We start from the raw sequence: 24,795 nt of genomic DNA on the forward strand, positions 1-24,795 counted from the left end.
GGTCAATGGCACCGTGGAAAAGCTCTCGGAAATCATCGGCGAAGTGCGCGGCTCGGCGGACTCGCTGTCGAGTGCTTCGGAAGAGATCTCCGCCACCGCCCAAAGCATGGCCCAGTCGGCTTCCGAGCAGGCGGCATCGGTCGAACAGACCTCGGCGTCGATGGAGCAAATGTCAGCGTCCATTTCCCAGAACACCGAAAATGCCAAGGTCACCGACGGCATGGCGGGCAAAGCCAACAAGGAAGCGTCGGAAGGCGGTCGAGCCGTGAAGGACACCGTGGCGGCGATGAAAACCATCGCCGAAAAAATCGGCATCGTCGATTCCATTGCCTACCAGACCAACTTGCTGGCGCTCAACGCGGCGATCGAAGCGGCACGGGCCGGCGAGCACGGCAAAGGCTTTGCGGTGGTCGCGGCCGAAGTGCGCAAACTGGCGGAACGCAGCCAGATTGCCGCACAGGAAATCAGTGAAGTGGCCAAGAACAGCGTGGCCCTGGCCGAACGGGCGGGCAACCTGCTGGACGAGATTGTGCCGTCGATTGCCAAGACCTCCGACCTGGTGCAGGAAATTGCGGCTGCCTCGGAAGAACAATCCATCGGTTCCGAACAAATCAACAGCGCGATGTCGCAGATGAGCCAACTGACCCAGCAAAACGCGTCGGCCTCCGAGGAACTGGCGGCGACGGCCGAGGAAATGAGTGGCCAGGCCGAGCAGTTGCAGGAACTCATGGGGTTTTTCACTGTGCAAAGCAAACGTGCCGGGCGCAATGTCTCGATGCCCCAGATCAGCCGAGCCATGTCCACCCAGGACCTGGACAGTCGCTCCTCGGACGGCGGTTTCGTCCGCTTCGGGAGTTGACCCATGGGCACCTCAGCGGTCATGCAGGGCGCTGTCGAAGCTGCGCCGCCAGTGGATGAACCCTTGCAGTACCTGACCTTCCTGGCGGCCGAGGAGATGTACGCGGTCAATACCCTGAGCGTTCGTGAAATCATCGAATACAACCAGGTGACCAGCGTACCGATGATGCCGGAATTCCTGCGGGGGGTTATCAACCTGCGCGGCTCGGTAGTGCCGGTCGTGGACCTCAAGGCGCGTTTCGGCAAGGGCACGACGGTACTGGGCAGTCGCACCTGCATCGTCATCCTTGAGGCGGCGAAGGAGGGCGAATCCCAGGTCCTGGGGGTGGTGGTGGACTCGGTCAGCGAAGTGATCGAGATACTCGAGATCGATATCAAGCCCGCTCCGGCGTTCGGCAATCACATTCGCACCGACTTCATCGGGGGGATGACCAAGGTGCGAGGCGAGTTCGTCACGCTCCTGCAGATCGAGCATGTGCTGTGTGTCGATGAGATAGCCGGCCTGATCTCTGTATAGGTATCTCAACGCTGAACCCCCGGCGGATAGGGCTGTTGTGGTGAGCGGGCTTGTCCCGCGCCGGGGTGCGAAGCGCCCCTGATGAAGACGAAAACGTATTTGAACCGAGGTGAATCATGGCCCCACCCATCGACAGTCCAGGCAATCCCAGCGTCTCGAGCCCGAGCCAGTACCTTACCTTTGTGCTGGGGGAGGAGATGTTCGCCGTGGGCACGCTCAACGTTCGGGAAATCATCGAATACGGGCCGATCACCAGCGTGCCGTTGCTGCCTCCCAGCATACGCGGGGTGATTAACCTGCGCGGCGCGGCGGTGCCCGTGCTCGACCTGGGGGTGCGCTTCCGTGGCGAACGCACGGTGCAGACTCCAAGGACCTGCTTTGTGATCCTTGAGGTACAGGCCAATGCCCAGCGCAAGCCGGTGGGCATCATTGTCGATGCGGTCAGCGAGGTCCTGGAGATCGCCGACCAGGACATCGAACCCTCGTTGAATTTCGGCACCGATGTCAGGGCCGACTTTTTACTGGGCATCGGCAAACTGGAGAGCGGTTTCGTGCTGTTGCTGGACATCGGTCGCGTGTTGTCCCTGGAACAGGTCGATGCGCTGGCCAACCTTGAGTCTTCGCTACCTTCGATCGCCTGAACAGGCTGGGGGAATGTCCTGATGAACGTGATCCTCTCTGACGCCGAGTTCGTGCAGTTTCGTGACCTCATTTATCAAATCGCCGGCATCAGCCTGTCCGACGCCAAGAAACAGTTGGTGAGCGCTCGCCTGGCCAAGCGGCTGCAAGTGTTCAAGCTCAATACCTACGGTGCGTACTACAAGGTATTGATGAAGGACAGCGTGGAGTTGCAGGTCGCGGTGGACATGCTGACCACCAACGAAACCTACTTTTTTCGTGAGCCCAAGCATTTTGACTTCCTGCGCGATGTCGCGTTGCCCGAGCTGCGCGGCAGCGGGCCGTTGCGCATATGGAGTGGCGCCTGCTCGACCGGCGAAGAACCCTACACCCTGGCAATGGTGTTGGCAGACAACCTCGCCGGCCGGCCCTGGGAGATTGTCGCGTCGGACATCAGCAGCCGGGTATTGGAAAAAGCCCGCCTTGGGCGTTATCCCCTCGACGGCATACGCGGCATCCCCGAGGCGCTGTTGAACAAGTATTGCCTCAAGGGCGTGGGCGCCAACCACGGTTGTTTCATGGTCGACCCGGCACTGGCGGCGAAGATCGATTTCCAGTCGATCAATCTGAATAACCCGCTGCCGAAACTGGGGATGTTCGATGTGATCTTCCTGCGCAATGTGATGATCTATTTTGACAACGACACCAAAGTGCAGGTGGTCAAGCGCCTGGTCAGCCACCTCAAGCCGGGCGGGTACTTTCTGGTCAGCCATTCGGAGAGCCTCAACGGCATCACCGATCAGCTGCGGCTGGTCAAGCCTTCCATCTACCGGAGGCCGCATGCCTGACAGTCGACCGCCCAACGAGGTGTTCCTGAATCCCGGCGATTGGTTTTTCGGCTCGGGTGCGATTCGCCTGCGTACGGTGCTGGGATCGTGTGTTGCATTAGTGTTCTGGCATCCCCGGCGCTTGCTGGGGGGCATGTGTCACTACCTGCTGCCACAGCGCGCCGTGACCAAACAGGGCGTCCTGGATGGTCGCTACGGCAACGAAGCCTTTGAACTGTTGCTCGCTCGAATACAGTCGATCAAGGCCCTGCCGACGGAGTTCAGGATCAGCGTATTCGGCGGTGGGAACATGTTTCCCGGGCTTGTGCGCTCGGACAATGATTACGTCGGCCAGCGCAATGTCGAACAAGCCATGCGCCTGCTCGACCTGCATCAGTTGCGGTGTCAACACTTCCATGTGGAAGGCGTGGGTTATCGGACGATTGTGTTCGATCTGGCCAACGGCGAAATCGAACTCAACTACCTGGCCTTGAAGTGAACCCCCAGCAGCCCTCATGGAGAGCGTGCGACATGAGCCTTATCAAAGTGCTGATCATTGATGATTCCGCCGTGGTGCGTCAGGTGCTGACGGCGACCCTGGGGCAAGACCCCGCTATCGAGGTTATCGGCGCGGCGGCAGACCCGGTGTTCGCCATGGACAAAATGAACAAGCAATGGCCGGATGTGATTGTGTTGGACGTGGAGATGCCACGGATGGATGGCATCACGTTCCTCAAGAAGTTGATGGCCGAACATCCCACGCCCGTGGTCATCTGCTCCACGCTGACCGAAAAGGGTGCGGCCACCACCATGCAGGCGCTGGCGGCCGGCGCGGTCAGCATTGTGACCAAGCCACAACTCAACCTGCGCCAGTTTCTGACCGACAGTGCCGATGAATTGGCGGGGGCCGTCAAGGCCGCCGCGCGGGCCAATATGAAACGCATGGTGCCTTCCAGCGAGCGCGCTCCCGCCAGGCTGACGGCTGACGTCATATTGCCGGCGGGCGCCCAGGCAATGGCGCGCACCACCGAGAACATTGTCGCCATTGGTACGTCCACGGGCGGCACCCAAGCCCTGGAATTGGTATTGACCGCCTTGCCCAGGGTCTGCCCGGGCATCGTCATCGTGCAGCACATGCCCGAACACTTCACCGCCGCGTTTGCCGAGCGCCTCAATCGATTGTGCGAGATCGAGGTCAGGGAGGCGAAGAATGGTGATCGGGTTATCCCCGGTTGTGCGCTGATTGCCCCTGGTGGTCGGCACATGGTGCTCAAGCGCAGCGGTGCCCAATACCAGGTGGAAATTGTCGACGGACCTCCGGTCAGCCGGCATCGACCTTCCGTTGATGTACTGTTTCGTTCGGTGGCCCGCAGTGCCGGGAGTAACGCGCTGGGGATCATCATGACGGGGATGGGCGACGACGGCGCCCGGGGCCTGAAGGAAATGCACGACAACGGCGCCCGCACCCTGGGCCAGGACGAAGAGTCCTGCGTGGTGTATGGCATGCCCAAGGAGGCGTTCAAACTGGGGGCCGTGGAGCGTGAGTTGCCCCTTGAGCAGATATCGGCGGCGATTCTGCACTCCATGCATCAGCGCCGCTGACGGTTCGGGGTTCTGTGCTGATTGATGTGGCGTTCCGGCAATCCGTTCCGGGCCCGGCTGGCGTTTCAGTATGGGTCATGGTGGGCTCAGGGCAGGGAATCAATAGCCTGTAACACCGCACAGGCAATGGTCTTCGTAATGGTTCGACGTTGAGCGTTATCGAGCATCGGGCTTAACCAGGTGGGTAGACTGTTCAGCATGGGCAAAATGGCCGTGAGCGCACCCTCGCGCAACGGCCCGCCCGGTGGATGGCCTGCCTGGCCGATCAGATCCATTATTTCCGACTCATAGGCACGCCGCAGTTGCTGGACGCTTGCCTGCATCGAGTCGCCCAGGCAATTGGCGTCCATGACCGCCAGCTTGAAGTGACCGGTCATGTGTTCATGCAATTGAAGGTGACAGTCGATCAGTTGGGCCAGGCGTTGATCGGGTGCCAATCCGCGATTCTTGATGCCGTGCACCTGGGACAACAGGGTTTGATACAGCTCCATCAGCAGTTCGTAAAGCAGCGCCTCTTTGCTTTCCACATGGTGATAGATCGCCCCCGGGCTTATACCGACATGCGCGGCGAGTTCACGCATGCTGACCTGGTTGAAACTGCGCTCCTTGAATAACTCCGAGGCTTTGCGCTGGAAGTCTGATCGGTTCAGCACACGCCGTGCCTCGGATTGCGCACACGCCTGGCGCTCCGGCACACCGGCCACGCGTTCATGTCCCGGGCGCCTGCTGCCGGGCAATTTCCTGATTGCGCAGGATAAAGCGCTGCAACTTGCCGCTGGGGGTCTTGGGGAGTTGCTCGACGAACTCCACTTCCCGGGGATAGGCATGGGCAGCCAGGCGCTGCCGTACATGCAGGCGCAGTACTTCGGCCAGCTCGGCGCTGGGCTGGTACTGGCTGTCGAGCACGACAAAGGCTTTGATCAGCTCGGTGCGTTGCGGGTCAGGTTTGCCGATCACCGCCGCTTCGATCACCGCGGGGTGTTCGATCAGCGCGCTCTCGACGTCGAACGGCCCGACGCGGTAGCCGGACGTCGTGATCACATCATCATTGCGGCCGACGAAGCTGATACTGCCGTCGTCATTCAGCTCCACACTGTCGCCGCTCAGGTAATAGCGCCCCACAAAGGCCCGGGTGGGCATACCCAGGTAGCCATCGAACCAGCACAGGGGCGAGCGCTCGCGATCCACCGCCAGGACGCCCGGCTGACCCGCCGGCAATTCCCGATGCGCCTCGTCCAGCACGACGATGCGGTAGCCGGGCACCGCATAACCCGCCGAGCCCTCACGGACCGGGTGACGCAAACCATGGTGATTGCACAACACCATGCCGATTTCCGTCTGGCCGTAATGATCGTGAATGGTCACGCCGAGCTGCTCGGCAAACCAGCGGATCACGTGTGGGTTGAGCGGCTCGCCGGCACTGCTGACGGCACGCAGGCGGCCGCGCACGGCGTCGGCGAACGCTGCCCCCTCGGCGATCAGCAGGCGATAGGCCGTTGGGGAGCCGGCCAGATTGCTGATGGCGTACTTGGCAATGACTCGGCAGGTACTTTCCACCGTGAAAGGGCCGTTGTAGAACAGCGTGGCATGACCACAGGCCAGCGGGCCGGTCACCGCGTAATACAGGCCATAGGCCCAGCCGGGATCGGCCAGGTTCCAGAACCGGTCGTCCTGCTGCAGGCCAATGGAGTCGCGCATATAACCCTTGAAGGCGAGAATGGCGCGCAACGGCACTTCCAGAGGCTTGGCCGGCCCCGTGGTACCCGATGTGCACATCAGCAGGAACGGCGCGCTGGCGTCCAGCAGTACCGGTTCGCACTCGACGTCTTGGCCGTCCAGGATGCTCCAGAACGGGTAGTCGCCGGGGTTCTGCGGGCCCTCGCCGGTTACGATCACGCTTGGGCAGTTGCCGATCTCATCCAGCTTGGGACGGTTCTGCGCATCCGTCACGATCCAGCGCGCGTTGGAGCAGCCCAATCGTTGCTCGATCGCCTTGGGACCGAATGCGGTGAAGAGCGGTTGATAGACCGCGCCCACCCGCCAGGTCCCCAAGATGGCAATCAGCAGTTCAACCGTGCGCGGCATCAGGCCGGCGACGCGGTCGCCCGGTTTCACCCCTTGCTCACGCAAAAAATGGCCGAAGCGGGCGGCGCTGGCCTGCAATTGGCTGAATGTGTATTGGGCGGCGCTGCCATCCTGCGCTTCGCAATACAACGCCACGGCGTCGTCGTGGGCGTGCCGGTCGCAGCATTCGACGCAGGCGTTCAGGGCAGTCAGGTCGCCTTGCAAAGCCAGTTCGGCGGTCTGCTGGTAATTGAAGGATGTGGCCACAGCTTGATAATCACGCATAACGACACCTGGTTCTTATTGTTGGGTTTGTACGGCCAATAGTTGCGCTGCTCACGACTCGACCCGTGGCGCTAGCTGTCCATCATGTCGGCCGCTTGCTGGGTCGCCTGGCTGGTGCGGGTCGCCAGCTTGCGAACTTCATCGGCGACCACCGCGAACCCGCGTCCGGCTTCGCCAGCGCGGGCGGCTTCAATGGCGGCGTTCAAGGCCAACAGGTTAGTCTGGCTGGCGATGCCCTGGATGGTGGCGACAATGTGCGTCAGCTTGCGCAGGGTCTCCTGCATTACTCGGTGCTGGTGTTCCTGAGCCTCACGCATGCTGTTTTCTTCATGGTGGGCATGGATATCGGTGATGGCGCCCACCACTCTTTGCGGGGAACCGTCCTCTGCGCGTCGCGTTTGCCCACGGCCGCGAAACCAGCGGTAATTGCCACTGCTGTGCTTGAGCCGATAATCGACATCAAAGGGTGTTTTTCCGCTGCGGTCTTCGACGTGGGCGACAAACGCCGCGATTGCCCGTGCGCTGTCGTCTGGATGCAAGCGTGAGGTCCAGCTTTCCAATGTGTTGGGAAATTCCTCAACCGTGGTGTACCCCAGCAGTCGCCGCATTTGCGAAGACCACCAGATGGTGTTGTTCGGGTTCGCCGGATCACCCGCCACCACCTCTATGTCCCAGAGCCCGTCATGGAGCATTTCACGGGAAATCTCGAAGCGTGTGGCCGCCAGTTCGAGTGACTCTTCGTGCAGGCGCTGTTCATGAATGTCACGCAGGCTTCCGCCGATGGCGACCGGTACGCCTTGCGCATCCCGGCGCGCCACACCGCTGATCCTGCGCCAACGATAGTCACCGTCTGATGCAAGGGCCATGCGTACGTCCAGCGCAAAGGGCGTTCGCCCGCTGCGATCACTCAGGTGCCGGGCCAGCGCGTCGAGAAGGCGTCGCCGGTCCGTCGCGTGCAGGTGCTCGTTCCAGCGGCCAAGTTGATCAATACCTTGGGTCGGGATCGACGCGGACCCTGTCCACCTCATGGCCCACTCCGGTGCGGGTGCAGCAACACCTGCCGGTTGCAGTTCCCAAAACAGGTCACCTGCGCCTTGAGCGATAAGTGCCCAGCGCGCCTCCTGCTCCTGTAAAAGCGCGTCGCGGCGGGCCAGGTGCTCGGCCAGTTGGGTGGCTTCCAATGCCAGCGCGTGTGTCTGTGCTTTCAGGGCTCGCCGCTCTTGCAGCAATGTCTCGACGCCCGCCAGGATGCGTCGCAATAACGGGTTGCTCGACGACAGCGGTGTACTCGCCTGGTCAGGCTCATCCAGTCTGTCGGCAAGCGGAGCCAATACCCAGCGGCTGGTTCGGCTGAAAAAGAGCATGGGGCACCTCTATCTCGGATCAAATGGGGTCAATCGCCATGGGCTGTGTGGGTATGCGGGCAAGGGCCTGTTGGTCAAAGGCTGTCGCCCCTGGCAGCGCTTGCCAGGCCAGTGGGCCGGCGGCGATTTCCGGCGCGCTCAGCAGGCAGTGGTCGAGCTCGCGCTGTAACGCGTCGGTGTCGAGTCCCTGGCCGATAAACACCAACTCCTGCCGGCAGTCGCCGACCACGCTGTCCCATTTGGCCCTGATGCCCCGCAGCCGGTATTCGTCCCGGGGCCATTGCGACGGCTCGATGAAGTTCCACCAGCGCCCGACATAGTCCCACTGGAACCGCTTGCCGCTTTGCACCAGCAGGCCGGTTTCCAGGTGGCGGCTGGCGAGCCAGAAGTAACCTTTGCTGCGCAGCAACCGCCCGTTGCACCAGGGCTGCTGGAGAAAGTCGAGCAACCGTTGCGGGTGGAAAGGCGCGCGCTCACGGTACACCCAGGACGTCACGCCATAGGTGTCCGATTCGGACAACGGCGCGTCGGTCGCTTCCATTTTCCGCATCCAGCCCGGCGACGCCGCGAGGCTGGGTAAATCAAACAGATGGGTGCCGAGGAGGCTGGCTGATGGGATGTTACCGTGGGCCATCGGCATGATCCGCGCCGTCGGGTTAAGCCCTGTGAGGATCGCCTGCACGGCCTGGTACTGCGCGGCATCGATGAGGTCCAGCTTGTTGACGAGAATGACGTTGGCGTACTCCACCTGTTCGACCAGCAGATCGGCCAGGTGGCGCTTGGGTGCGTCTGGCGTGGCGTCGTCGCGATCAACGGTGTCCGGCGATTCGAGCAGTTCCTGGAAGCGACTGCCATCGACCACCGTCACCAAGGTGTCCAGGCGCGCCAGTTCGCTGAGGCTGAAGCCATCAGCGTCAAGGAAGGCGAACGTCTCCGCGACCGGCATCGGCTCGGAGATCCCCGTGGATTCAATCAGCAGGTAATCAAAACGCTGTTGGCGTGCGAGCATACTGATCTGCTCGAGCAAATCGGCGCGCAGGGTGCAGCAGATACAACCGTTGCTCATCTCGATCAACTCATCGCGACCACGGTGCAGCGCGACATCGCGCTGCACCTCTTCGGCATCGATATTGACTTCGCTCATGTCATTGACGATGACGGCCACGCGCAGGCCTTCGCGATTGCGCAGGATGTGGTTGAGCAGGGTGGTTTTGCCGGCGCCGAGGAAGCCCGAAAGGACCGTCACCGGCAGTCGGCTTGCCTGGGCGCCGTCTGTCATGGGTGCACCGCGTGCGCGCCGGCGGCCTTGTCCAGGTAGCTTTCGAACAGGTCGACCACCACAAAACCCTCATCGGCCGCATCCCCCCATAGGTCTTTCACGGAAAACTCGACGTGGTAGGTGGGTTGATGGGCGGCGCTTACATCGCCATGCCCAATCGCGTCGGGGAACGGCCATTTCTCTGACGTGCGGTGCAGGACCACGCCTTCCTTGCCGCGCACGTAGGCGGGCATGCGGATGTGCCCAGCCACATATTCGTCTCGCACCACCACCCGATCCCCCACCTCGAAGGGCGGCCGCCCCGTGATCGCCGGGCGGCCCTCGGCATGGGCGGGATTCGCCAGCTTGAAGTGGGAGCCCAAGGCCTGATCAAGCTCCGCCTGGGTGATCACGCCGGTTTCGACCAGCAGGGTGGCGGTCGCGATGACGTAGCGTTCGTAGTACTGGGTGCCGACATGCTGGCGCACATCCAGGCGTTCGACGGCGTGACGCACTTCGTCCACGCTGAACTTTTTCAAGTGGTCGGCACCGATGAACATCAAGCTGTAGGCCAGATGCTCCCAGTCCTGCTTGAACACCTGTTTGTAGCTCAGGCTGTTGATGGTGTGAGGGACTTTTCCAAAGCCTTGGAAACCGCCGAGATCGTGAAAGCCATCCATAATCAAAACTCCGGGAGTGAACGATGATGAGGTGTTGTTTTCAGCCCACGCGGGGCAGGGCGACGCCGATCAGCACGTCTTTGGTCACCAGCGTTCGAAGCTGCTCTTCGCTCATGTGTGCTGAGCCTTCAGGCCTGACCGGCACGACCAGGTAGCGGCTTTCGGCGCTGGTGTCCCAGACCTTGACCACCATGTCCCGGGGCAACTCCGTCCCCAGCTCGCGCAGTACCGTGCGCCCCTCCCGGACCAGGCGTGCGCGGAACTCGAAACCCTTGTACCACTCCGGTGGCAGGCCGAGGACCGGCCAGTTGGTGCAGGAGCACAGGCTGCAGACGATCACGTTCTTCAGCGTCGGCGTATCCTCCAGGGCGACGATGTATTCGCCCTGGGGGCCGGTGTAGCCGAACTGGGCGCAGGCCGCGGTGCCGTCCTTGAGCAACAGTGCCCGGAACTGCGGATCGACCCATGCCTTGGCCACCACACGGGCGCCGTTCTCGGGGCTCCAGCCGTGCTCCATCAATTGCGTGAGCTGCTCGACATAGCCCTCCGGGATGAGTTCCTTGCTCTTGAGGACTTGAAACAATGCCCAGGCTCTTTCGCCGGGCGTTGAAGTCGCTGTATTCATGGGGTCACTCCTATCAGTCAACACGGTGGTAAAGTCATTGGATTTCTTATTGTTCTACGGGCGCCGGCGGCGCCCGTAGACGGCTCAGAGCGTGCGCCAGTCCACGGATGCTTCAAACGCCGCCGCAGCCTGGTAAAGGGTGCCTTCGGCATAGTGTCTGGCGACCAGCATCAGCCCGACGGGCAGGCCGTCTACCCGCCCGCACGGAATCGACAGGGCGGGATGCCCGGTGATGTCCTGTGGCGCGGTGTTGCCGATCATTTCCAGCGCGCGCGCCACGTACTCAGTGATCGAGCAATCCGCCGGTGGGTGAGGTTGGGCAATGATCGGCGTAGTCGGCATCACCAGCAGGTCGTAGGTCTGCAGCGCCTTGTCATAGCCCTGCCGGGCGAAGCGCGCGAGGTTTTGCGCCTTGGCGTAATAACGTCCGTTGTAGTGGTTCAGCCCGTATTGGCCGACGAACATGCACAGCTTGAGCGACGCGGACAATTGGTTGGCCTGCTCGCGCCAGCCGACCTGTTTGTCCAGCAGGCCGACATCGTAGAGGCCTTTCCAGTTAAAGCCCGCGCCGTTGCCATGCATCATCTGCATGGTCAAGCCTTCGCAGCCGATGGGGTGCCACAACGAGCCCGCCAGGTTGTGCTCGGGAACGGACACCGCCTCGACCTGTGCGCCCAACGCCTCGAGACGGGCGATGGCGTCACGCACTTTCTCGGCGACGCGAGGGTCCTGGTTGGCCAGTGCGAAGCCCTCTTGCAACACACCGATTTTGAGCCCGCGCACGCCCCTCGACAGGTAGCTGTGATAGTCGTCGACTTGCGGCGCAGCCTGGCGCGGGTCAAGCCCATCCGCGCCGGCCATGGCTTGCAGCATCAGCGCGTTGTCGCGCACGTTGGCGGTAATGGGGCCGACATGATCGATCGTGGCTTCAATCGCCATGACCCCGGAGTAGGGCACCAGGCCGTGGGTCGGCTTCATGCCGTAGGTGCCGCAGAAGGATGACGGGATTCGGATGGACCCGCCTTGATCACCGCCAACGGCCATGTCCACCTCTCCGGCCGCGACCAACGCTGCACTGCCCGAGGAAGATCCACCGGCGGCGTAACCGTGACGATGGGGGTTGTGCACGGGGGCTGGGTCAGAGGTGTGACTGCCGCCGGACAAACAGTAATGTTCACAGGTGGCCTTGCCCAGGATCGTCGCCCCGGCATCCAGCAGGCGCGTGACCACGGTGGCGTCGAATGAAGGCACGAAACCGGCCAGCGGCGCGGCGCCGTTCATGAGCGGCACGCCTGCCAGGGCGATGTTGTCTTTCAGCGCGACGGTTTTGCCGGCCAGGAGGCCCTCCCGGGCCCCGTTCACTTCAGCCCGGTAGTACCAGGCGTTCAACGGGTTTTCCTTGTCCGAGGGCCGATAGCCCGAACTGCGTTCGTAGCGTACGGGCGGAACGAAATCAGGCAGCTCATCGACCAGGTCGTACGCGTCGAAACTCGGTTGCATCAGGTCCAGGTACTGCGCAGCCTGCTCCGGCGTCAGCTGCATGTGCAACTGGGTGGCGAGGTCCTGCAGTTGATCAAGCGTGGGTCGAATAATGGCCATGATTTTCCTTGATTTCATCGATGATCGGCGGGAAGACTTGAGGCTGTTCAAACACTTCCAGCACTTTCGGGGTCGGATCGTTCCGGGTCGTAATGGAGAACAAATTAGGCCTCTTTTGCCACTGCGGCTTGGTTGAACAGGACACTCGCTTGGCTGAACAGGACAGCTCAGCCCGGTGCCACTTCATGGTCAGATGCCTGTCAAAAAGTGGCCCCGACCCCATGCGCTAGAGATGAGGGCCAAAAAATAATCGGGACGAATGGGGCGGTGCCGGGTGTCAGCTTTGCGCGACACCTGCATCACGCAACATGCCGGTCTGCGGGTGGCAGTTGATGTACTCGAACAGCTGGTTCCTGGCGTCCGAGACCGACACTTCGTGGTACAGCCGCAACTTCACCAGGCCGGCCGCCACGCGGAAGAAGGTGACAAAGATGCGCAGGTGGGTGGGATGGGATTCCGCCCAGCGTTCCAGTTTCTCGACCGAGCGCCAGTGGCCGATGTTGTAGCTCATGTCGAGGAAGTTGCCGTCGAGGTCGATATTGCGCACGAATCGATTGCTGTAGCAGCCCAGGGGGGCTCCGTTATCGCGCAGGAAATCCATGCCGTCCTGCAATGTCGGCAAGATTTCGTCGAGGTACAGTGAACGCTCGTCAGCCTCGGCGTCAGCCCAATCCTGGCCGGAGCGAATCAGCGCGATGTTGTCATGGCCCATGACGATGACACGGCCACCTTTGGCCGGGTCTCCCTGCACCACCTTCAGTTCGCCCGTGGGGCTCATCCAGTCGGTCTGGGACGCCGGGAAACGATCGCGCATCGAGCCCCAGTAACCGTGCTCTTCGATCTCGCCGCTGGTGGTGTCCATGATCGCGCCCACCCCCGGCAACTGCGTCTGGAACGCATAGAGGGTTTCGAACTGCTCGGCACGCGGCGCGGTGATTTCGCGAAAATAACCCAGGCCGTCGTTCAGGCGATCCGGCGATGCCCACCAGTCATTGACGGGCGGTGATCGCAGCCAGCGGCAATAGGCTGCGGCGTCCTTCCAGTAGCCGACGATCATCAGGTTGTTGTAGCCACTGTTGTCCGTGTGATGGGTCAAGTCGTGGGTCTGCGGGCCGTCGGGCAGGCTGAAGCTGCCGACGATGTCGCGCATGGCCTTAAGGGCACGCTCACGCTGCGCCTCACCGCGAAACTGCACGCCCAGGTAGGCCATCGCTACCTGCTTCAATTGTTCGCCAGCGCGGCCGACCCACATAGGGAAGGGCGGCTGGTAGTCCTCGGGCACCCGGCGGGACAACGTCCGTGGGCATCTAAGGTGTTTGTCGATCGCAGATTCCATGGGCGGCTCCTTGTTTTTTTCAGGTTCAGGCGTAGCGGGCTGGACAGGCTGTGAGGTCATAGTCAGGCAGGTACGAACCGCCTCGCTTTGTTCGCCAGGACAACCGTTTGGTTGGAAAAGACAGATGCCCGATGCCAGGGCTCAGGCGCGATAAAGGGGGCTGGGCGTGGTCTGAATTTTGCTTTCCAAGATCGACCGGCAGCGTGTCGCTGCTTCAAGTCGTTGCATTAAGGTGAGTGCCATGGCTCAGAACAATCACTATTCCACCCTTGCCGTTTCGCAACCGCGTCGCTTCGATTACTGGAAAGAAGTGGTGTGTCGCCATTGTCTTATGGCTGACAGCAAACCCTCGACCCAGAGCGATTTCAACGGAACGCTCCAGGTCTCCGGCGTAGGGGCGTTGGATGTCTCCAGGCTGTCGTCCCCGCTGCACCATTGGGTCCGTTCCGAGCGGCATTTACGCAGTGGCCCCGCAGACGACCTGTGGCTGGGCTTCACCCTCAATGGGTATGGCGAACTTGAGCAAGAGGGGCGCAAGGCCACACTGGGTGCGGGTAATTTGTTCCTTTATGACGCAACCCGGCCGTTCCGATTCAGCCTGGGGGGGAGCGAAAACCACTTGATGCGCATCCCTCGACAGTTGCTGACTGAGCGGTTGCCGCGTGTGGCGGAATGCACCGCAATGGTGCTGGATGACCGCCGCCCTGGCGTGGTGCCGCTGCGCGAGATGCTGCGCCAGATGGCGAACACTCCCGTGCTTCTGGAGGATGGAGGCATTTGCAATCGTTACTCCAACACGATAATCGACCTGCTCGTGATCAGCCTGGAACTCCAGGACCTGAAGACGACCCATCAGGAGCTGGATCTTTATGCGCGGATAATGACCTACATCCAGCACCACCTGAGCGAGCGAGAACTGTCGATCGAACTGATCGCCCAAGCTCACCACGTGTCCACCCGCACGGTGACCCGTGCATTCGCCCGTCATCAGAAAAGCCCGGTCGCGGAGATCTGGAAAGAACGGCTGAATGCCAGTCGCGCGGCTATCGAGTGCGGCCAGGTGCGCAGCGTTTCCCAAGCCGCACTGGACTTCGGTTTTTCCGATTTCTCCCACTTCAGTCATGCTTTTCGCAAGGCGTTTGGGGTTGCGCCGCACACGCTCTTGACGCGCAACTGACGGGGCCCCAAAAAAAAGGCGGGGGTTATTAGCGTCCTGCTCGATAAAATTGACGAGATAAAAAGGGTTAAGTTGCTAGCGATCCCCCTGCCCACCTCACGGACTTGCCCCTCGTAGATACCGTCTTATCCAACCCCCATCAAGGCCCCCCGTAGCAGCTGCCGAGCGCAAGCGAGGCTGCGTCGGGCGCGCTGCCGATTCAAGCCCGAGTCGCGGCCGACGCCGCCTCGCCAGGGCTCGGCAGCTACGGATTTGACAGGCGTCAGGGTGCTCCCACCTCAGGAATGCTCGATCACCATCACCGCCGTGGTGTCCGCCTCAAGTGCCTCGAACACATGCGGCACATTCGCCAGGTAGCTGATGTAGTCGCCGGCGTTGAGCAACACCGGGCCACTCGCCGGGCCGATACGTGCACTGCCACTGCACAGCACCACATGCTCTACGGTGCCCTGCGGGTGAGGCTGAGACAAACGAACTTCGCCGGGCTGCACCTTGAGTCGGTAGATGTCGCGCTGTACGCCGGCCGGGCAATCGGCAAGCAGGGTCGCTGCGTAATGGGCCGTCTCGGCATAGGCGGTCATGCCCTCGTTGGCGCGAATCACCCGCAGGGCCTGCCGGGGTTGTTCGAAGAACCGGGTGACTTGCAAGCCCATGGCCATCGCCAGCGACCACAAGGTTTCGATGCTGGGGTTACCGATACCCGACTCCAATTGAGACAAGGTCGACTTCGCTACCCCGGCGCGCTTCGCCAGCTCGGTCAAGGAAAGCCCGGCGGCCAGGCGCTCGCGCTTGATTGACAGCGCCAGCAGATCGATTCGACTCAGATTATTTCCCGGCAGGTTGTTCGTTATATCGATCATTTGTTTTATAAACCATCCTTAAATGGGTTGACGCTCTTGGGCACCATGTTCAGTATATCGGCCATACGTTCATTATAAAGTTGTATTTGCCAGCCTATTTCCCCGCGAACGGTGGCTTGGGCCATGGCGATGTCGATAGCAAGGAAGCCGTGAGTGATGAAGTCGCAAACCCGTGGGACGCTCGAAATGATCTCGGCCATGGTCATCTCCGGCACAGTCGGCTGGTTCGTCGTCATGTCGGGGCAGAGCCCGGAGGCGGTGGTGTTCTGGCGTTGCCTGTTCGGCGCCCTGGCGATGCTGGTCGCGTGCCTGGCGCTTGGGGTGCTGCGTCGCTCCCGGATCACTGCCCGGCAATTCCTTCTGGTGTGCCTGGGCGGGGTGGCGCTGGTCCTCAACTGGGTGCTGCTGTTCGGTGCCTACACCCATTCCTCTATTGCCATTGCCACGGTGGTCTACCACGTTCAGCCGTTCATGCTGGTCGGCCTGGGTGTGCTGTTTTTTGCCGAACGCCTCAGCATCGCCAAGGTCGGCTGGCTGCTGTTGGCCTTCGCCGGGCTGATGCTGATCGTGTCCGCCAAGGGCCGTGGGCAGGCCACCGGTGCCGACTACGTGCTGGGCGTCTGCCTGGCCCTGGCTTCAGCCTTCTTCTATGCCGTGGCGGCGGCGATCACCAAGCGTCTCAAGGATTTGCCCGCGCACCTGATCGTGCTGATCCAGATGGTGGTCGGCGTGCTGGTGCTGGCACCGTTCGTGGACTTCACTGGGGGCGAAACGCTCAAGGGCGCCTGGACTTACCTGATCATTATCGGCGTGGTCCATACCGGGCTGATGTCGACCCTGCTGTACAGCGCCATCCAGAAAATCCCCACGGCGCTGGTCGGGGCGCTGTCGTTCATCTATCCGATTGTTGCCATCCTGGTCGACTGGGTAGCCTTCGCCCATCCCCTCAGCACCCTGCAGGTGATGGGCGCAGGCGCGATCCTGCTGGCGGCGGCGGGCATGAATTTTGGCTGGTCGCTGGGCCGCGCGGGGCGTCAGGACGTGACGTAAGGTCGGGCGCCCAACCGCCATCGAGTCAAAAGACGTCACGCCAACCACTGGCGACGACGCGCCTGGGAAGAACGTCGAGGAATACGCGTGGTTCTGGTGTCACGGCCTGTCATAATCCGGGGCGCGCCTGGATCCGGGAGCGAGTGGCGCAGTGAACTGCCCATCTCCATGGCTCTCGGCCGTCCGGCCTGATTTCACCCCCCTCAAGGAGTCCGTGCCATTCATGGTGCTGTTCAATCGATTGAGCGCGTTTTCGACCCAGGCGCGCAGGGCACTGGGACTGGTGTGGGAAACCTCGCGGCCACTGTTCACGGGGCTGTTGCTGGCGACGATTGTCGCCGGACTGCTGCCTGCACTGGCCGCCTGGATTGGACAGCGCATCGTTGATGGCGTGGTCCACGCCATGCAGGTTCATGCGGCCGGCAGCCAGGCCCCCGTGTGGCCGGTGATGCGCTACGTGCTGGCCGAGGCCGGGGTGCTGGCTTTGTTGGCGGCGGCGCAACGGGCGCTGTCGATGCAGCAGTCGCTGTTGCGGGTGAAACTGGGCGTGAAGGTCAACCTGATGGTCCTGGAGAAAGCCCAGACCCTTTCGCTGCTGCAATTTGAAGACGCCGAGTTCTACGACAAGCTGGTGCGCGTGCGCCAGGGGGCTTCGACGCGCCCGCTGAGCCTGGTGACCAAAGGACTGGGGTTGGTGCAGAACCTCATTTCGCTGGTCAGCTTTGCAGTCCTGCTGGTGCACTTTTCGCCGTGGGCCCTGTTGATTCTGGTGGTCGGTGCGTTGCCGGTGTTCTTCGCCGAGACGCATTTTTCCGGCAATGCGTTCCGCCTGTTCCACCGGCGTGCACCGGAGACGCGCCGGCAGAACTACCTGGAATCGTTGCTCTCCCACGAGTCCCATGCCAAGGAGGTCAAGCTGTTTGGCCTGGCACCGCTGTTCCTCCAGCGCTATCGCGACAACGCCCAGCGTTTGTATACCGAGGACCGCCAATTGACGTTGCGCCGCGATGCCTGGGGCTTCGCATTGGGCCTGCTGGGCACCGCAGCGTTTTACCTGGCCTACGCCTGGGTGGTACTCGACACCGTGCGTGGCCAGACGAGCCTGGGCCAGATGACCATGTACATCGTGCTGTTCAAGCAGGGGCAGGCCGCAATCACCGCCAGCCTCAGCGCCATTGCCGGGCTGTACGACGACAGCCTGTTCCTCTCGGACCTGTATGAATACCTTGAAACCCCCGTGATCACGCCACATGGCCGGCTCACCCAGGGTGCGCGCCCTGGCGATGGCCTGCGCTGCGAGCAGGTGGGGTTCACCTACCCAGGCGCCGGATCCGCCGCGCTGCGCAATATCAGCCTGCACCTGGCACCGGGGAAAAGCCTGGCCCTGGTGGGTGAAAATGGTTCCGGCAAGACCAGCCTGATCAAACTGCTGACCCGTCTGTATACCCCGGATGAAGGCCGCATCCTGCTGGATGGCAGCGACCTGCAGGAGTGGGACGAACACACCCTGCGCCAGCGCATCGGCGTTATTTTCCAGGACTACATCCGCTACCAGATGAGTGTCGGCGAAAACCTCGGCGTGGGGGACGTCGAGGCCCTGGACGACCAGGCACGCTGGCGCAGCGCTGCCACTCAAGGCGTGGCGGCGGAATTTATCGAGCGCTTGAGCCATACCTATTCAACCCAGCTGGGACGCTGGTTTGGAGGCCAGGAACTGTCCGGGGGGCAGTGGCAGAAAGTGGCCTTGTCGCGGGCGTACATGCGTCAGGATGCCGATCTGCTGATCCTCGATGAACCCACTGCCGCGCTGGATGCCGGGGCTGAAGCGGCGGTGTTCGAGCACTTCCGTGAGCATGCCAGGGGCCGCATGACCCTGCTGATTTCCCACCGTTTTTCCAGTGTGCGCAGTGCGGATCACATTATTGTGTTGGAACGCGGGCAGATTCTGGAGGAGGGCAGCCATAACCAGCTGATGGCTGCGGGTGGACGTTATGCCGAGCTGTTCGACGTTCAGGCGCGGGGCTATCGCTAGAAGACCCACCGCCGCGTATCTGCCGATCCCGCCAAATGACCTGTACAGATCGCTATTTGGCAGGGCTGGATTTGAATACGCCGCTGAGGACAAACGCATAGCGTTCCGGACGGATAAAGAAGGTGGTGCGGTCGCAACAACGGCCGTCGGCAAAGTAAGAGCTGCGTTCCATCACCAGCAATGCGGCACCGCGTTTGACGTGCAGGGCACTGGCCAGGCTTGCATCGGCTGCTTGCGCACGGATGGCCAGGTCGGCACGGGTGACGGCCTGGCCGGTGATCGACTCCAGGATCGAGTAGATCGGTTGATGCTCGACGTCCGTCCAGACCACGCCGGCCAACTCGGCCGGTAGATGGCTGCGGCCCAGGGCGATAGGTTCGTCATCCACGAAATGCAGGCGCTCCAGCAGCAGGCAATCGTGGGCGCCTTCAAACAACTCCTTCAAGGCTTCCGGAACGGGCTGCAGCGTGTGGCTGATCACCTGCATGCTCGGTTTGAGCCCTTGCAATAACAAGGCTTCATGGAAACTGCGCAACGCATCCAGGCCATGCCGAACCTGCTTCGCGGCGACGAACGTGCCCTTGCCTTGCTTGCGCTCCACCACGCCGTCGTCGCTGAGCTTGCCCACTGCCAGGCGCACCGTGACGCGACTCACGCCAAAGCGTTCGCCCAGTTCGGCTTCTGACGGCAGTTTGCCGGTGGGTTCGAAATCGCCGCGCTGAATCTCTTCCAGCAAACGATGGGCGATCTGTTCGTAGAGCGAGGTGGTGCTGTCGCGCAGAATGGACGTGGACACGGTCGGCTTCCAGGGGCCTCGGAGTGGGGCGGTGCGCCTTCACTTCTAAGGTTATAAAAATAGGTTATTGGGACAACTTGTATTAATACGTATTATGTCAGGCATTCCCATTGTAAACGACCTGACGATACTTGCCATGCCCGACTCCTTGCCTTACGCACCAACGCAAGCCGACGCCCTGACGGTCGATCACATCAGTTTCAGCTACCCCAACGGCCATCGGGTGTTCAACGCGTTCAGCCTGAACGCCAAGCCGGGCGAATTCGTCGCGATCCTCGGGCCGTCCGGCTGCGGGAAAACCACGCTGCTGAATCTGTTGTCGGGCTTTCAGCAACCCCAGAGCGGCCGGATCAGCATCAACCAGACCGCCGTGCGCCCTGAGCGCTCGGAGTTGGGGTATGTGTTTCAGGCGCCGCAGCTGTTTCCCTGGTTGAGCGCGCTGGAAAACGTGCGTTTCGGCCTGCGGATGACGGCGCAGCTCAGCGAGGCGCAACAGCGTGCCCAGGCGTTGCAGTATTTGCGCCTGGTCGGCCTGGAGAACGCGGCACAGCGCTTGCCCCATCAGTTGTCAGGCGGCATGCAGCAGCGCGTCTCCCTGGCCAGGACCTTGGCATTGGAGCCCAGCGTATTGCTGATGGACGAACCCTTCGCCGCGCTGGACGCCATCAGCCGCAACAGCATGAATGAAGAGACGCTGCGGATCTGGGCCGAGCTGGGTCAGACGGTGCTGTTCATTACCCACGACATAGACGAAGCGGTGTTCCTGGCCGACCGGGTCATCGTGCTCAACATCGCCCCCGGCGGTATCCATAGCGAACTGGATATTCATTTGCCGCGCCCGCGTTCCAACCTGAAAACCCGTCGCCTGCCGGCCTTTCTCGATTACCGCAATGAGCTGATGGAGCGCATTTCCCAGGTCATGGGCGCGGCCGAAGCCATCGCTAACCCCACCCGCCAACCCGAGTTAACCCCATGATCAAACGTTCGCTGCTTGCTCTTTCCTTGTCTGTTGCCGCCTTGGCAAGCAGCACAGGTGCCGTGGCCGCTGAAGAGAAACCCCTGCGTGTGGGGTATGTGTTCGCCATGGCCAACGCCCCGGCGCTGATCGCCGACAAGCAGGGTTACTACCGCGAGGAAGGCTTGAATGTTGACCTCAAGGCCTTGGGCGATGGCCCGGTGATCCAGCAGGCGCTGGCCGCCAATGAGCTGGACGTGGCCTATGTGGGCACGCCGCCGGTGTACCAATGGTTTTCCCGAGGTTTGCAAAGCCGGATTCTGGCCAAGGTCAATTACGGCCAGGCGGCGGTGATTGTCGATGCAAAAAGCCCGATCAACAGCCTGGAGCAGCTCAAGGGCAAAAAGCTCGCCGGGGTCAAGAAGGGCAGTGGCATGGACGTGCTGTTGCGCGGCTATGTGCTGAAAGAAAAAGCCGGGCTCAACCCGGACAAGGACCTGGACATCATCGACATGCCACCCGGCAACATGAACGCGGCGCTGGAGCGCGGCATCGTCGACGCGGCGTTTTCCTGGGAACCCTTTGTCAGCCAATCGTTGCTGCGCGGGTCGAGCCGGATTCTGCTCGACGTCAACCAGGCACTGCCGAACTACCCGTGGTACGTGGTGATCGCGCTGCCCAAAACCTTGCAGGAACGACCGGACGACGTGGTCAAGCTGCTGCGTGCGCACCGCAAGGCCATCGCGTTCCTCAACGAGCATCCCGACGAGTCGAATCGCATCATCGCCGAGGCGTTCAAGCTTGAAGCGGTCCAGGGTCCTGACGGCAAGACCATTGCCCCGGAGGCCATCGTCGCCCAGGCGCGCACGCGATTGGGCTGGTCGGCGGACTTGCAGCCTGCGGATATCCAATTCATCCAGCGCCTGATGAATTACTCCCACGACCTGGGCTTTATCGACACCACGCTCAAGACCGAGCAGATCGTGGATACCGCCTACCTGGAAAAAGCCTCGCGCTGAGTCTGAGCCTGTCATGTCCTTGCCAAAACCGAATTGGGGATGGGCTTCGCTGCCATTCCTGCTGTTGATCTGGATGGCCCTGGCCAGCCGCTTTCCCACCTACATCCTGCCGCAGCCCTGGGATGTGGCGCGCGAAGCGCTGCGTTGGCTCAGCGACAGTTCGCTGTGGCAGCACCTCAGGGCGAGCGTCCTGGAGGAAGTCGGCGGCTTCTGTGCGGCGGTGCTTGTCGCGATCGTGCTGGGCACGGTCGGCGGCTTGTCTTCGCGCTTTCGCGATTTCATCTCGCCGCTCAACAGCCTGTTCATGGCGATCCCGCCGATAGCCTGGGCGCCGCTGATCATGATCATTTTCGGCCTGGGTTATGTCTCCATTGTGCTGGTGATTTTCATTGCCGCGATGTTCCCCATGGCGGTGACCATCCAGGAAGGCGTACAGAGCATTCGCGGTGGCGAAGTCCGCGCGGCGCGCACCTTGGGCGCCAACCCCTGGCAATTGCTGGCCCACGTTTACCTGCCGGCCTCATTGCCCTTCGTGACGGCGGCCTTGCGCATCGGTTTCAGCCAGGGCTGGCGGGCACTGGTCGCCGCAGAAATGATCGGCGCCTCCCAGGGCATCGGCTGGATGGTCTCCACCGGCGGGCAGATCGGCAACAGCAGCCAGGTGCTGCTGGGCATCGTGCTGATCGGCCTGATTGCCTGGCTGATGGAGAGTTTTGTGTTCCGGCGCATCGAGCGCCACTACCAGAAATGGCGCGTGCAGTAAGCATCGTCCTTTGCTTTCGAACCCTTTCAAACCTTCAGTGGACCACTGCACGAGGTGTCATGTGAGTAACGTATTCGATCCCCGCGAAGCCGGGCATTACATCGCCCCCCAAGGCCTCTACGAGCGCAACAAGAAACGCCCGTTCCTCGGTAGCATCGACTGTGACCGAGACACGCTGATTGCCGGGCAATGGGATGAAATCACCCTGGTCTACGAGGTCGGCGGCAGCGGCCTGGCGGATGGCGCCTGGTTGAAACTGGCGTTCAAGTTCTACTCCGATTGGGCGCTGTTCCAGACCTCGAACCCGGCCGGTCCCAACTACGTCAGCGCCGAGTACCAGGCGGGCGAGTTGGTCCCCGGGCAGAGCCAGGCCACCGTGCAGCACCTGAAAGTGCGCTTCGACCAGAAGGGCCACGAACGGCCGTTCCAGAAAGCGATCATCATCGACATCATCGACGGCTACCTGAATCCCGGCGACAAGATCACTATTCGCCTGGGCGACCGTCGCCAGGGCGGGGCGGGCACGCGGGTGCAGAGTTTCGTCGAGAAAGACTTCCGTTTCCGGCTGTTTATCGACCCCTTGGGCAGCTCGAAATTTGCCGAGGTGCCAGGCGATCCGTTGCTGAACATCGTGCCGGGACCGGCGCAGCGTGTGCAGCTGATTGTGCCGCGCCTGATCAGCGCCGGTGAGGCGTTCGATGTGCTGCTGCGGGTCGACGATGCCTGGGGCAACACGTGCCGCAACCTGCCGCTCAACGGAGTGCTGACCCTGGTTGATCCGGAAGGCGGCGAGCGCCAGCAAGCGTTCACCCTGGCCAATGAAGGGTGGTCGACGGTGCGGCTCGAGCGGTTTGACCTCGGGGCGGTGGGCGAGTGGCGTTTGTCCGCCGAGGTGCAGGCGCCCGGCGTGCGTGGCGCCCAGGCGTTTGTCACGGTTGACCCGGCCGGCAGCGCATTGCGCCCGCTGTACGCCGACCTGCATGTGCACTCCGATGACACCGTGGGCACCAACGACACGCTCTACAACCTCAGCTATGGCCGCGATGTCGCCGGCCTCGATGTGCTCGGCTACACCGCCAACGACTTCAATATCACCGAGCAACGCTGGGATCAGGCGGTGAAGCTGATTCACGAACTCAACGAGCCCGGCCGCTTCGTCTGCTACCCCGGCACCGAGTGGTGCGGCAACTCCTGCGCGGGCGGCGACCGCAACGTGGTGTTCCTGCATGATCGCAAGCCCGAGTTTCCGTTCGATAACCAGGGGCGCCTGGTGCGCTCGTTCGAGTGGAACGAGTTCACTGCGGGCACCATCAAACCGGGGGCCTGGCCGGTGGACGAATTGTACGCGGCCTATGCAAAAGACCCGGAAGGTCACCTGATGATGCCCCATGTCGGCGGGCGCCGTTGCAACCTCGACTGGCACCATCCGGAGCTGGAACGCTTGATCGAAGTCGGCTCTGCCTGGGGCCAGTTCCATTGGGTCTACGCCGAAGCCCTTCAGCGTGGCTATCGGGTCGGCGCCGCGGCGAACAGTGATGAGCATCAAGGCCGTTGCGGCGGCGGGGTTCCGGCCACGGCGGTGTTTGGCTCTCGCGGCGGGCTGACCGGTGTGATTGCCGAGTCTTTCGATCGTTCGAGTGTCGGCAAGGCCCTTCGCGCCCGTCGCACCTTTGCCACGACGGGCGAGCGTGCGTTTGCCAGCCTGCGCCAGGGCCAGCATTTCATGGGCGAGGTCTTCACGGCCGATTCGAATGCCACCCTGGACTATCGATTGCTGGGTGAGGCGGGCTGGGAGCAGGTGGACCTGTTCGACGGCGATAAACTGATCTGGTCGCGCAACCTGCATCAGGAGCTGGGGTTTTCCGCCCAACGCATCCGGCTGCGCCTGGGCGGCGCACGCATCAAGGACCGTTATCGCGGCGCGTACTGGACCGGCGAAATCCGGGTGACGGGCGCGGTCATCAATGGTTTTCGAGCCCTGGGCCTCGATCATCCGGAGCAAACCGTATGGCGCAAGGACGCCACGACCCTGGCCTTTCGCACCGACACCAACGGCGACACCGACAGCATCGAAATCGACCTGTCGCAATTGGCCGGCGCGAGGTTGCAGGTCCGCAGCCGCATCGACAACTACATCAAGGTCGGCGATCCATCCGAACCGCAGCCCTACGTGCATGCACCGACGGTGCTGATGGAACTGTCCGGCGAAGAACTGCTGGCGCAATCCCAGGTGATCGAAGAGCTGCCCGGGGCTGAACTGAAAGTCTCCCTGGAAAGGACCACCGCCGAAGCGCTGCCCCGTGAACTGCAGGGGCAGATCGAGCTGGCACCACTCAATCTGCAAGCGGGTCGCGAGCATCCGTTGTTCATCTGCGCGCGTCAACGCGACCAGTCCCGGGTCTGGACCTCGGCGCTGTTCCTCACGCTTGCTTAAGGCCGCCGTGTTCGAACCCGTTCGAGAGCGCGCAAAGAACCCTGTGGCGAGCGGGCTTGTTGTGGCGAGCGGGCTT

Annotated in this window: 21 protein-coding genes and 3 pseudogenes; 13 read left to right on the top strand and 11 right to left on the bottom strand. The window is 62.1% G+C overall.

The annotated features are described in order from the left end of the window. Positions 1–22 precede the first annotated feature (22 nt). The 6 genes and pseudogenes from BFP99_RS33815 to BFP99_RS27635 form a co-directional block, all read left to right on the top strand. A pseudogene (locus BFP99_RS33815) lies at positions 23–739 on the top strand (methyl-accepting chemotaxis protein); the annotation flags it as partial. 123 nt (positions 740–862) lie between these two features. Then, positions 863–1,375: a chemotaxis protein CheW gene (locus tag BFP99_RS27615; RefSeq protein WP_176719708.1), complete on the top strand. Its 513-nt coding sequence runs from the start codon at positions 863–865 to the stop codon at positions 1,373–1,375. Positions 1,376–1,491: 116 nt separating this feature from the next. Further along, entirely contained in the window at positions 1,492–2,016 is a 525-nt protein-coding gene (locus BFP99_RS27620) for a chemotaxis protein CheW (protein WP_065948699.1), read from the top strand. Between the two features lie 21 nt (positions 2,017–2,037). Beyond that, positions 2,038–2,841 carry a CheR family methyltransferase gene (locus BFP99_RS27625; RefSeq protein ID WP_027605691.1) on the top strand — a complete coding sequence of 268 codons (804 nt, stop codon included), beginning with the start codon at positions 2,038–2,040 and terminating at the stop codon, positions 2,839–2,841. Then, positions 2,834–3,319 carry a chemotaxis protein CheD gene (locus BFP99_RS27630; RefSeq protein WP_065948700.1) on the top strand — a complete coding sequence of 162 codons (486 nt, stop codon included), beginning with the start codon at positions 2,834–2,836 and terminating at the stop codon, positions 3,317–3,319. The genes BFP99_RS27625 and BFP99_RS27630 overlap by 8 nt, the downstream gene beginning before the upstream one ends. A gap of 32 nt (positions 3,320–3,351) precedes the next feature. Then, positions 3,352–4,422: a protein-glutamate methylesterase/protein-glutamine glutaminase gene (locus tag BFP99_RS27635; protein WP_065948701.1), complete on the top strand. Its 1,071-nt coding sequence runs from the start codon at positions 3,352–3,354 to the stop codon at positions 4,420–4,422. An 86-nt stretch (positions 4,423–4,508) separates the two neighbouring features. On the opposite strand, the gene BFP99_RS27640 is transcribed toward BFP99_RS27635, so the two are convergent. The 9 genes and pseudogenes from BFP99_RS27640 to BFP99_RS27675 all read right to left on the bottom strand — a co-directional run bounded on the left by BFP99_RS27640 (position 4,509) and on the right by BFP99_RS27675 (position 13,633). After that, positions 4,509–5,072, bottom strand: coding sequence for a TetR/AcrR family transcriptional regulator (locus BFP99_RS27640; RefSeq protein WP_065927797.1), 564 nt, complete (start codon positions 5,070–5,072; stop codon positions 4,509–4,511). Positions 5,073–5,130: 58 nt separating this feature from the next. Next, positions 5,131–6,771 (bottom strand): AMP-binding protein, encoded by a 1,641-nt coding sequence (locus tag BFP99_RS27645; protein WP_065927707.1) that lies wholly within the window; start codon positions 6,769–6,771, stop codon positions 5,131–5,133. A 95-nt stretch (positions 6,772–6,866) separates the two neighbouring features. Further along, positions 6,867–7,136, bottom strand: a pseudogene (locus BFP99_RS34210) (methyl-accepting chemotaxis protein); the annotation flags it as partial. Next, a pseudogene (locus tag BFP99_RS33905) lies at positions 7,137–8,135 on the bottom strand (PAS domain-containing protein); the annotation flags it as partial. A 19-nt stretch (positions 8,136–8,154) separates the two neighbouring features. Beyond that, positions 8,155–9,414 (bottom strand): GTP-binding protein, encoded by a 1,260-nt coding sequence (locus BFP99_RS27655; RefSeq protein WP_065948703.1) that lies wholly within the window; start codon positions 9,412–9,414, stop codon positions 8,155–8,157. After that, entirely contained in the window at positions 9,411–10,073 is a 663-nt protein-coding gene (gene nthB / locus BFP99_RS27660) for a nitrile hydratase subunit beta (RefSeq protein WP_065948704.1), read from the bottom strand. Before nthB ends, BFP99_RS27655 begins: the two co-directional genes overlap by 4 nt. Before the next feature lie 40 nt (positions 10,074–10,113). After that, on the bottom strand, positions 10,114–10,698 hold the full coding sequence (gene nthA / locus BFP99_RS27665) for a nitrile hydratase subunit alpha (protein ID WP_065927703.1): 585 nt from the start codon (positions 10,696–10,698) through the stop codon (positions 10,114–10,116). Between the two features lie 84 nt (positions 10,699–10,782). After that, positions 10,783–12,297, bottom strand: a complete 1,515-nt coding sequence (locus BFP99_RS27670) for an amidase (RefSeq protein ID WP_065948705.1) — start codon at positions 12,295–12,297, stop codon at positions 10,783–10,785. A 277-nt stretch (positions 12,298–12,574) separates the two neighbouring features. Next, positions 12,575–13,633 carry an aliphatic aldoxime dehydratase gene (locus tag BFP99_RS27675; protein ID WP_065948706.1) on the bottom strand — a complete coding sequence of 353 codons (1,059 nt, stop codon included), beginning with the start codon at positions 13,631–13,633 and terminating at the stop codon, positions 12,575–12,577. A 241-nt stretch (positions 13,634–13,874) separates the two neighbouring features. On the opposite strand from BFP99_RS27675, the gene BFP99_RS27680 reads away from it, so the two are divergent. After that, a complete protein-coding gene (locus tag BFP99_RS27680; protein ID WP_065927700.1) occupies positions 13,875–14,810 on the top strand; it encodes an AraC-like ligand-binding domain-containing protein in 936 nt (311 codons plus the stop codon). Positions 14,811–15,088: 278 nt separating this feature from the next. Here the strand turns inward: BFP99_RS27680 and BFP99_RS27685 are convergent, their stop codons facing one another. Then, positions 15,089–15,670 (bottom strand): helix-turn-helix domain-containing protein, encoded by a 582-nt coding sequence (locus BFP99_RS27685; RefSeq protein ID WP_065948707.1) that lies wholly within the window; start codon positions 15,668–15,670, stop codon positions 15,089–15,091. A gap of 156 nt (positions 15,671–15,826) precedes the next feature. Between BFP99_RS27685 and BFP99_RS27690 the strand changes: the two genes are divergently transcribed. Together BFP99_RS27690 and BFP99_RS27695 are read left to right on the top strand one after the other, a co-directional pair. Beyond that, positions 15,827–16,720, top strand: coding sequence for a DMT family transporter (locus BFP99_RS27690; RefSeq protein ID WP_065941370.1), 894 nt, complete (start codon positions 15,827–15,829; stop codon positions 16,718–16,720). 223 nt (positions 16,721–16,943) lie between these two features. Next, the gene (locus BFP99_RS27695) at positions 16,944–18,752 is read left to right on the top strand and encodes an ABC transporter ATP-binding protein (RefSeq protein WP_065948708.1); all 1,809 of its coding nucleotides are present in this window, start codon (positions 16,944–16,946) and stop codon (positions 18,750–18,752) included. Between the two features lie 52 nt (positions 18,753–18,804). Here the strand turns inward: BFP99_RS27695 and BFP99_RS27700 are convergent, their stop codons facing one another. Further along, positions 18,805–19,548 (bottom strand): GntR family transcriptional regulator, encoded by a 744-nt coding sequence (locus tag BFP99_RS27700; RefSeq protein ID WP_065927695.1) that lies wholly within the window; start codon positions 19,546–19,548, stop codon positions 18,805–18,807. Between the two features lie 136 nt (positions 19,549–19,684). Between BFP99_RS27700 and BFP99_RS27705 the strand changes: the two genes are divergently transcribed. The 4 genes from BFP99_RS27705 to BFP99_RS27720 all read left to right on the top strand — a co-directional run bounded on the left by BFP99_RS27705 (position 19,685) and on the right by BFP99_RS27720 (position 24,719). Next, complete coding sequence (locus BFP99_RS27705) at positions 19,685–20,524, top strand: ABC transporter ATP-binding protein (protein ID WP_065927694.1); 840 nt, start codon at positions 19,685–19,687, stop codon at positions 20,522–20,524. After that, on the top strand, positions 20,521–21,522 hold the full coding sequence (locus BFP99_RS27710) for an ABC transporter substrate-binding protein (protein WP_065927693.1): 1,002 nt from the start codon (positions 20,521–20,523) through the stop codon (positions 21,520–21,522). The genes BFP99_RS27705 and BFP99_RS27710 overlap by 4 nt, the downstream gene beginning before the upstream one ends. A 13-nt stretch (positions 21,523–21,535) precedes the next feature. Further along, on the top strand, positions 21,536–22,285 hold the full coding sequence (locus BFP99_RS27715) for an ABC transporter permease (RefSeq protein WP_065948709.1): 750 nt from the start codon (positions 21,536–21,538) through the stop codon (positions 22,283–22,285). Positions 22,286–22,346: 61 nt separating this feature from the next. Continuing rightward, complete coding sequence (locus BFP99_RS27720) at positions 22,347–24,719, top strand: hypothetical protein (RefSeq protein WP_065948710.1); 2,373 nt, start codon at positions 22,347–22,349, stop codon at positions 24,717–24,719. Positions 24,720–24,795 lie beyond the last annotated feature (76 nt).

It is taken from the genome of Pseudomonas sp. 1 R 17, assembly GCF_900067035.1.
Lineage (GTDB): Bacteria > Pseudomonadota > Gammaproteobacteria > Pseudomonadales > Pseudomonadaceae > Aquipseudomonas > Aquipseudomonas marginalis.

Excerpts from the sequence above, each read along its gene's own strand:
- BFP99_RS27645 (WP_065927707.1), bottom strand. The coding sequence starts at position 6,771 with ATGCGTGATTATCAAGCTGTGGCCACATCCTTCAATTACCAGCAGACC.
- BFP99_RS27615 (WP_176719708.1), top strand. The coding sequence starts at position 863 with ATGGGCACCTCAGCGGTCATGCAGGGCGCTGTCGAAGCTGCGCCGCCA.
- BFP99_RS27635 (WP_065948701.1), top strand. The coding sequence starts at position 3,352 with ATGAGCCTTATCAAAGTGCTGATCATTGATGATTCCGCCGTGGTGCGT.
- BFP99_RS27685 (WP_065948707.1), bottom strand. The coding sequence starts at position 15,670 with ATGATCGATATAACGAACAACCTGCCGGGAAATAATCTGAGTCGAATC.
- BFP99_RS27655 (WP_065948703.1), bottom strand. The coding sequence starts at position 9,414 with ATGACAGACGGCGCCCAGGCAAGCCGACTGCCGGTGACGGTCCTTTCG.
- BFP99_RS27630 (WP_065948700.1), top strand. The coding sequence starts at position 2,834 with ATGCCTGACAGTCGACCGCCCAACGAGGTGTTCCTGAATCCCGGCGAT.
- BFP99_RS27670 (WP_065948705.1), bottom strand. The coding sequence starts at position 12,297 with ATGGCCATTATTCGACCCACGCTTGATCAACTGCAGGACCTCGCCACC.
- BFP99_RS27715 (WP_065948709.1), top strand. The coding sequence starts at position 21,536 with ATGTCCTTGCCAAAACCGAATTGGGGATGGGCTTCGCTGCCATTCCTG.
- nthA (WP_065927703.1), bottom strand. The coding sequence starts at position 10,698 with ATGAATACAGCGACTTCAACGCCCGGCGAAAGAGCCTGGGCATTGTTT.
- BFP99_RS27620 (WP_065948699.1), top strand. The coding sequence starts at position 1,492 with ATGGCCCCACCCATCGACAGTCCAGGCAATCCCAGCGTCTCGAGCCCG.
- nthB (WP_065948704.1), bottom strand. The coding sequence starts at position 10,073 with ATGGATGGCTTTCACGATCTCGGCGGTTTCCAAGGCTTTGGAAAAGTC.
- BFP99_RS27680 (WP_065927700.1), top strand. The coding sequence starts at position 13,875 with ATGGCTCAGAACAATCACTATTCCACCCTTGCCGTTTCGCAACCGCGT.
- BFP99_RS27695 (WP_065948708.1), top strand. The coding sequence starts at position 16,944 with ATGGTGCTGTTCAATCGATTGAGCGCGTTTTCGACCCAGGCGCGCAGG.
- BFP99_RS27625 (WP_027605691.1), top strand. The coding sequence starts at position 2,038 with ATGAACGTGATCCTCTCTGACGCCGAGTTCGTGCAGTTTCGTGACCTC.
- BFP99_RS27690 (WP_065941370.1), top strand. The coding sequence starts at position 15,827 with ATGAAGTCGCAAACCCGTGGGACGCTCGAAATGATCTCGGCCATGGTC.
- BFP99_RS27710 (WP_065927693.1), top strand. The coding sequence starts at position 20,521 with ATGATCAAACGTTCGCTGCTTGCTCTTTCCTTGTCTGTTGCCGCCTTG.
- BFP99_RS27705 (WP_065927694.1), top strand. The coding sequence starts at position 19,685 with ATGCCCGACTCCTTGCCTTACGCACCAACGCAAGCCGACGCCCTGACG.
- BFP99_RS27675 (WP_065948706.1), bottom strand. The coding sequence starts at position 13,633 with ATGGAATCTGCGATCGACAAACACCTTAGATGCCCACGGACGTTGTCC.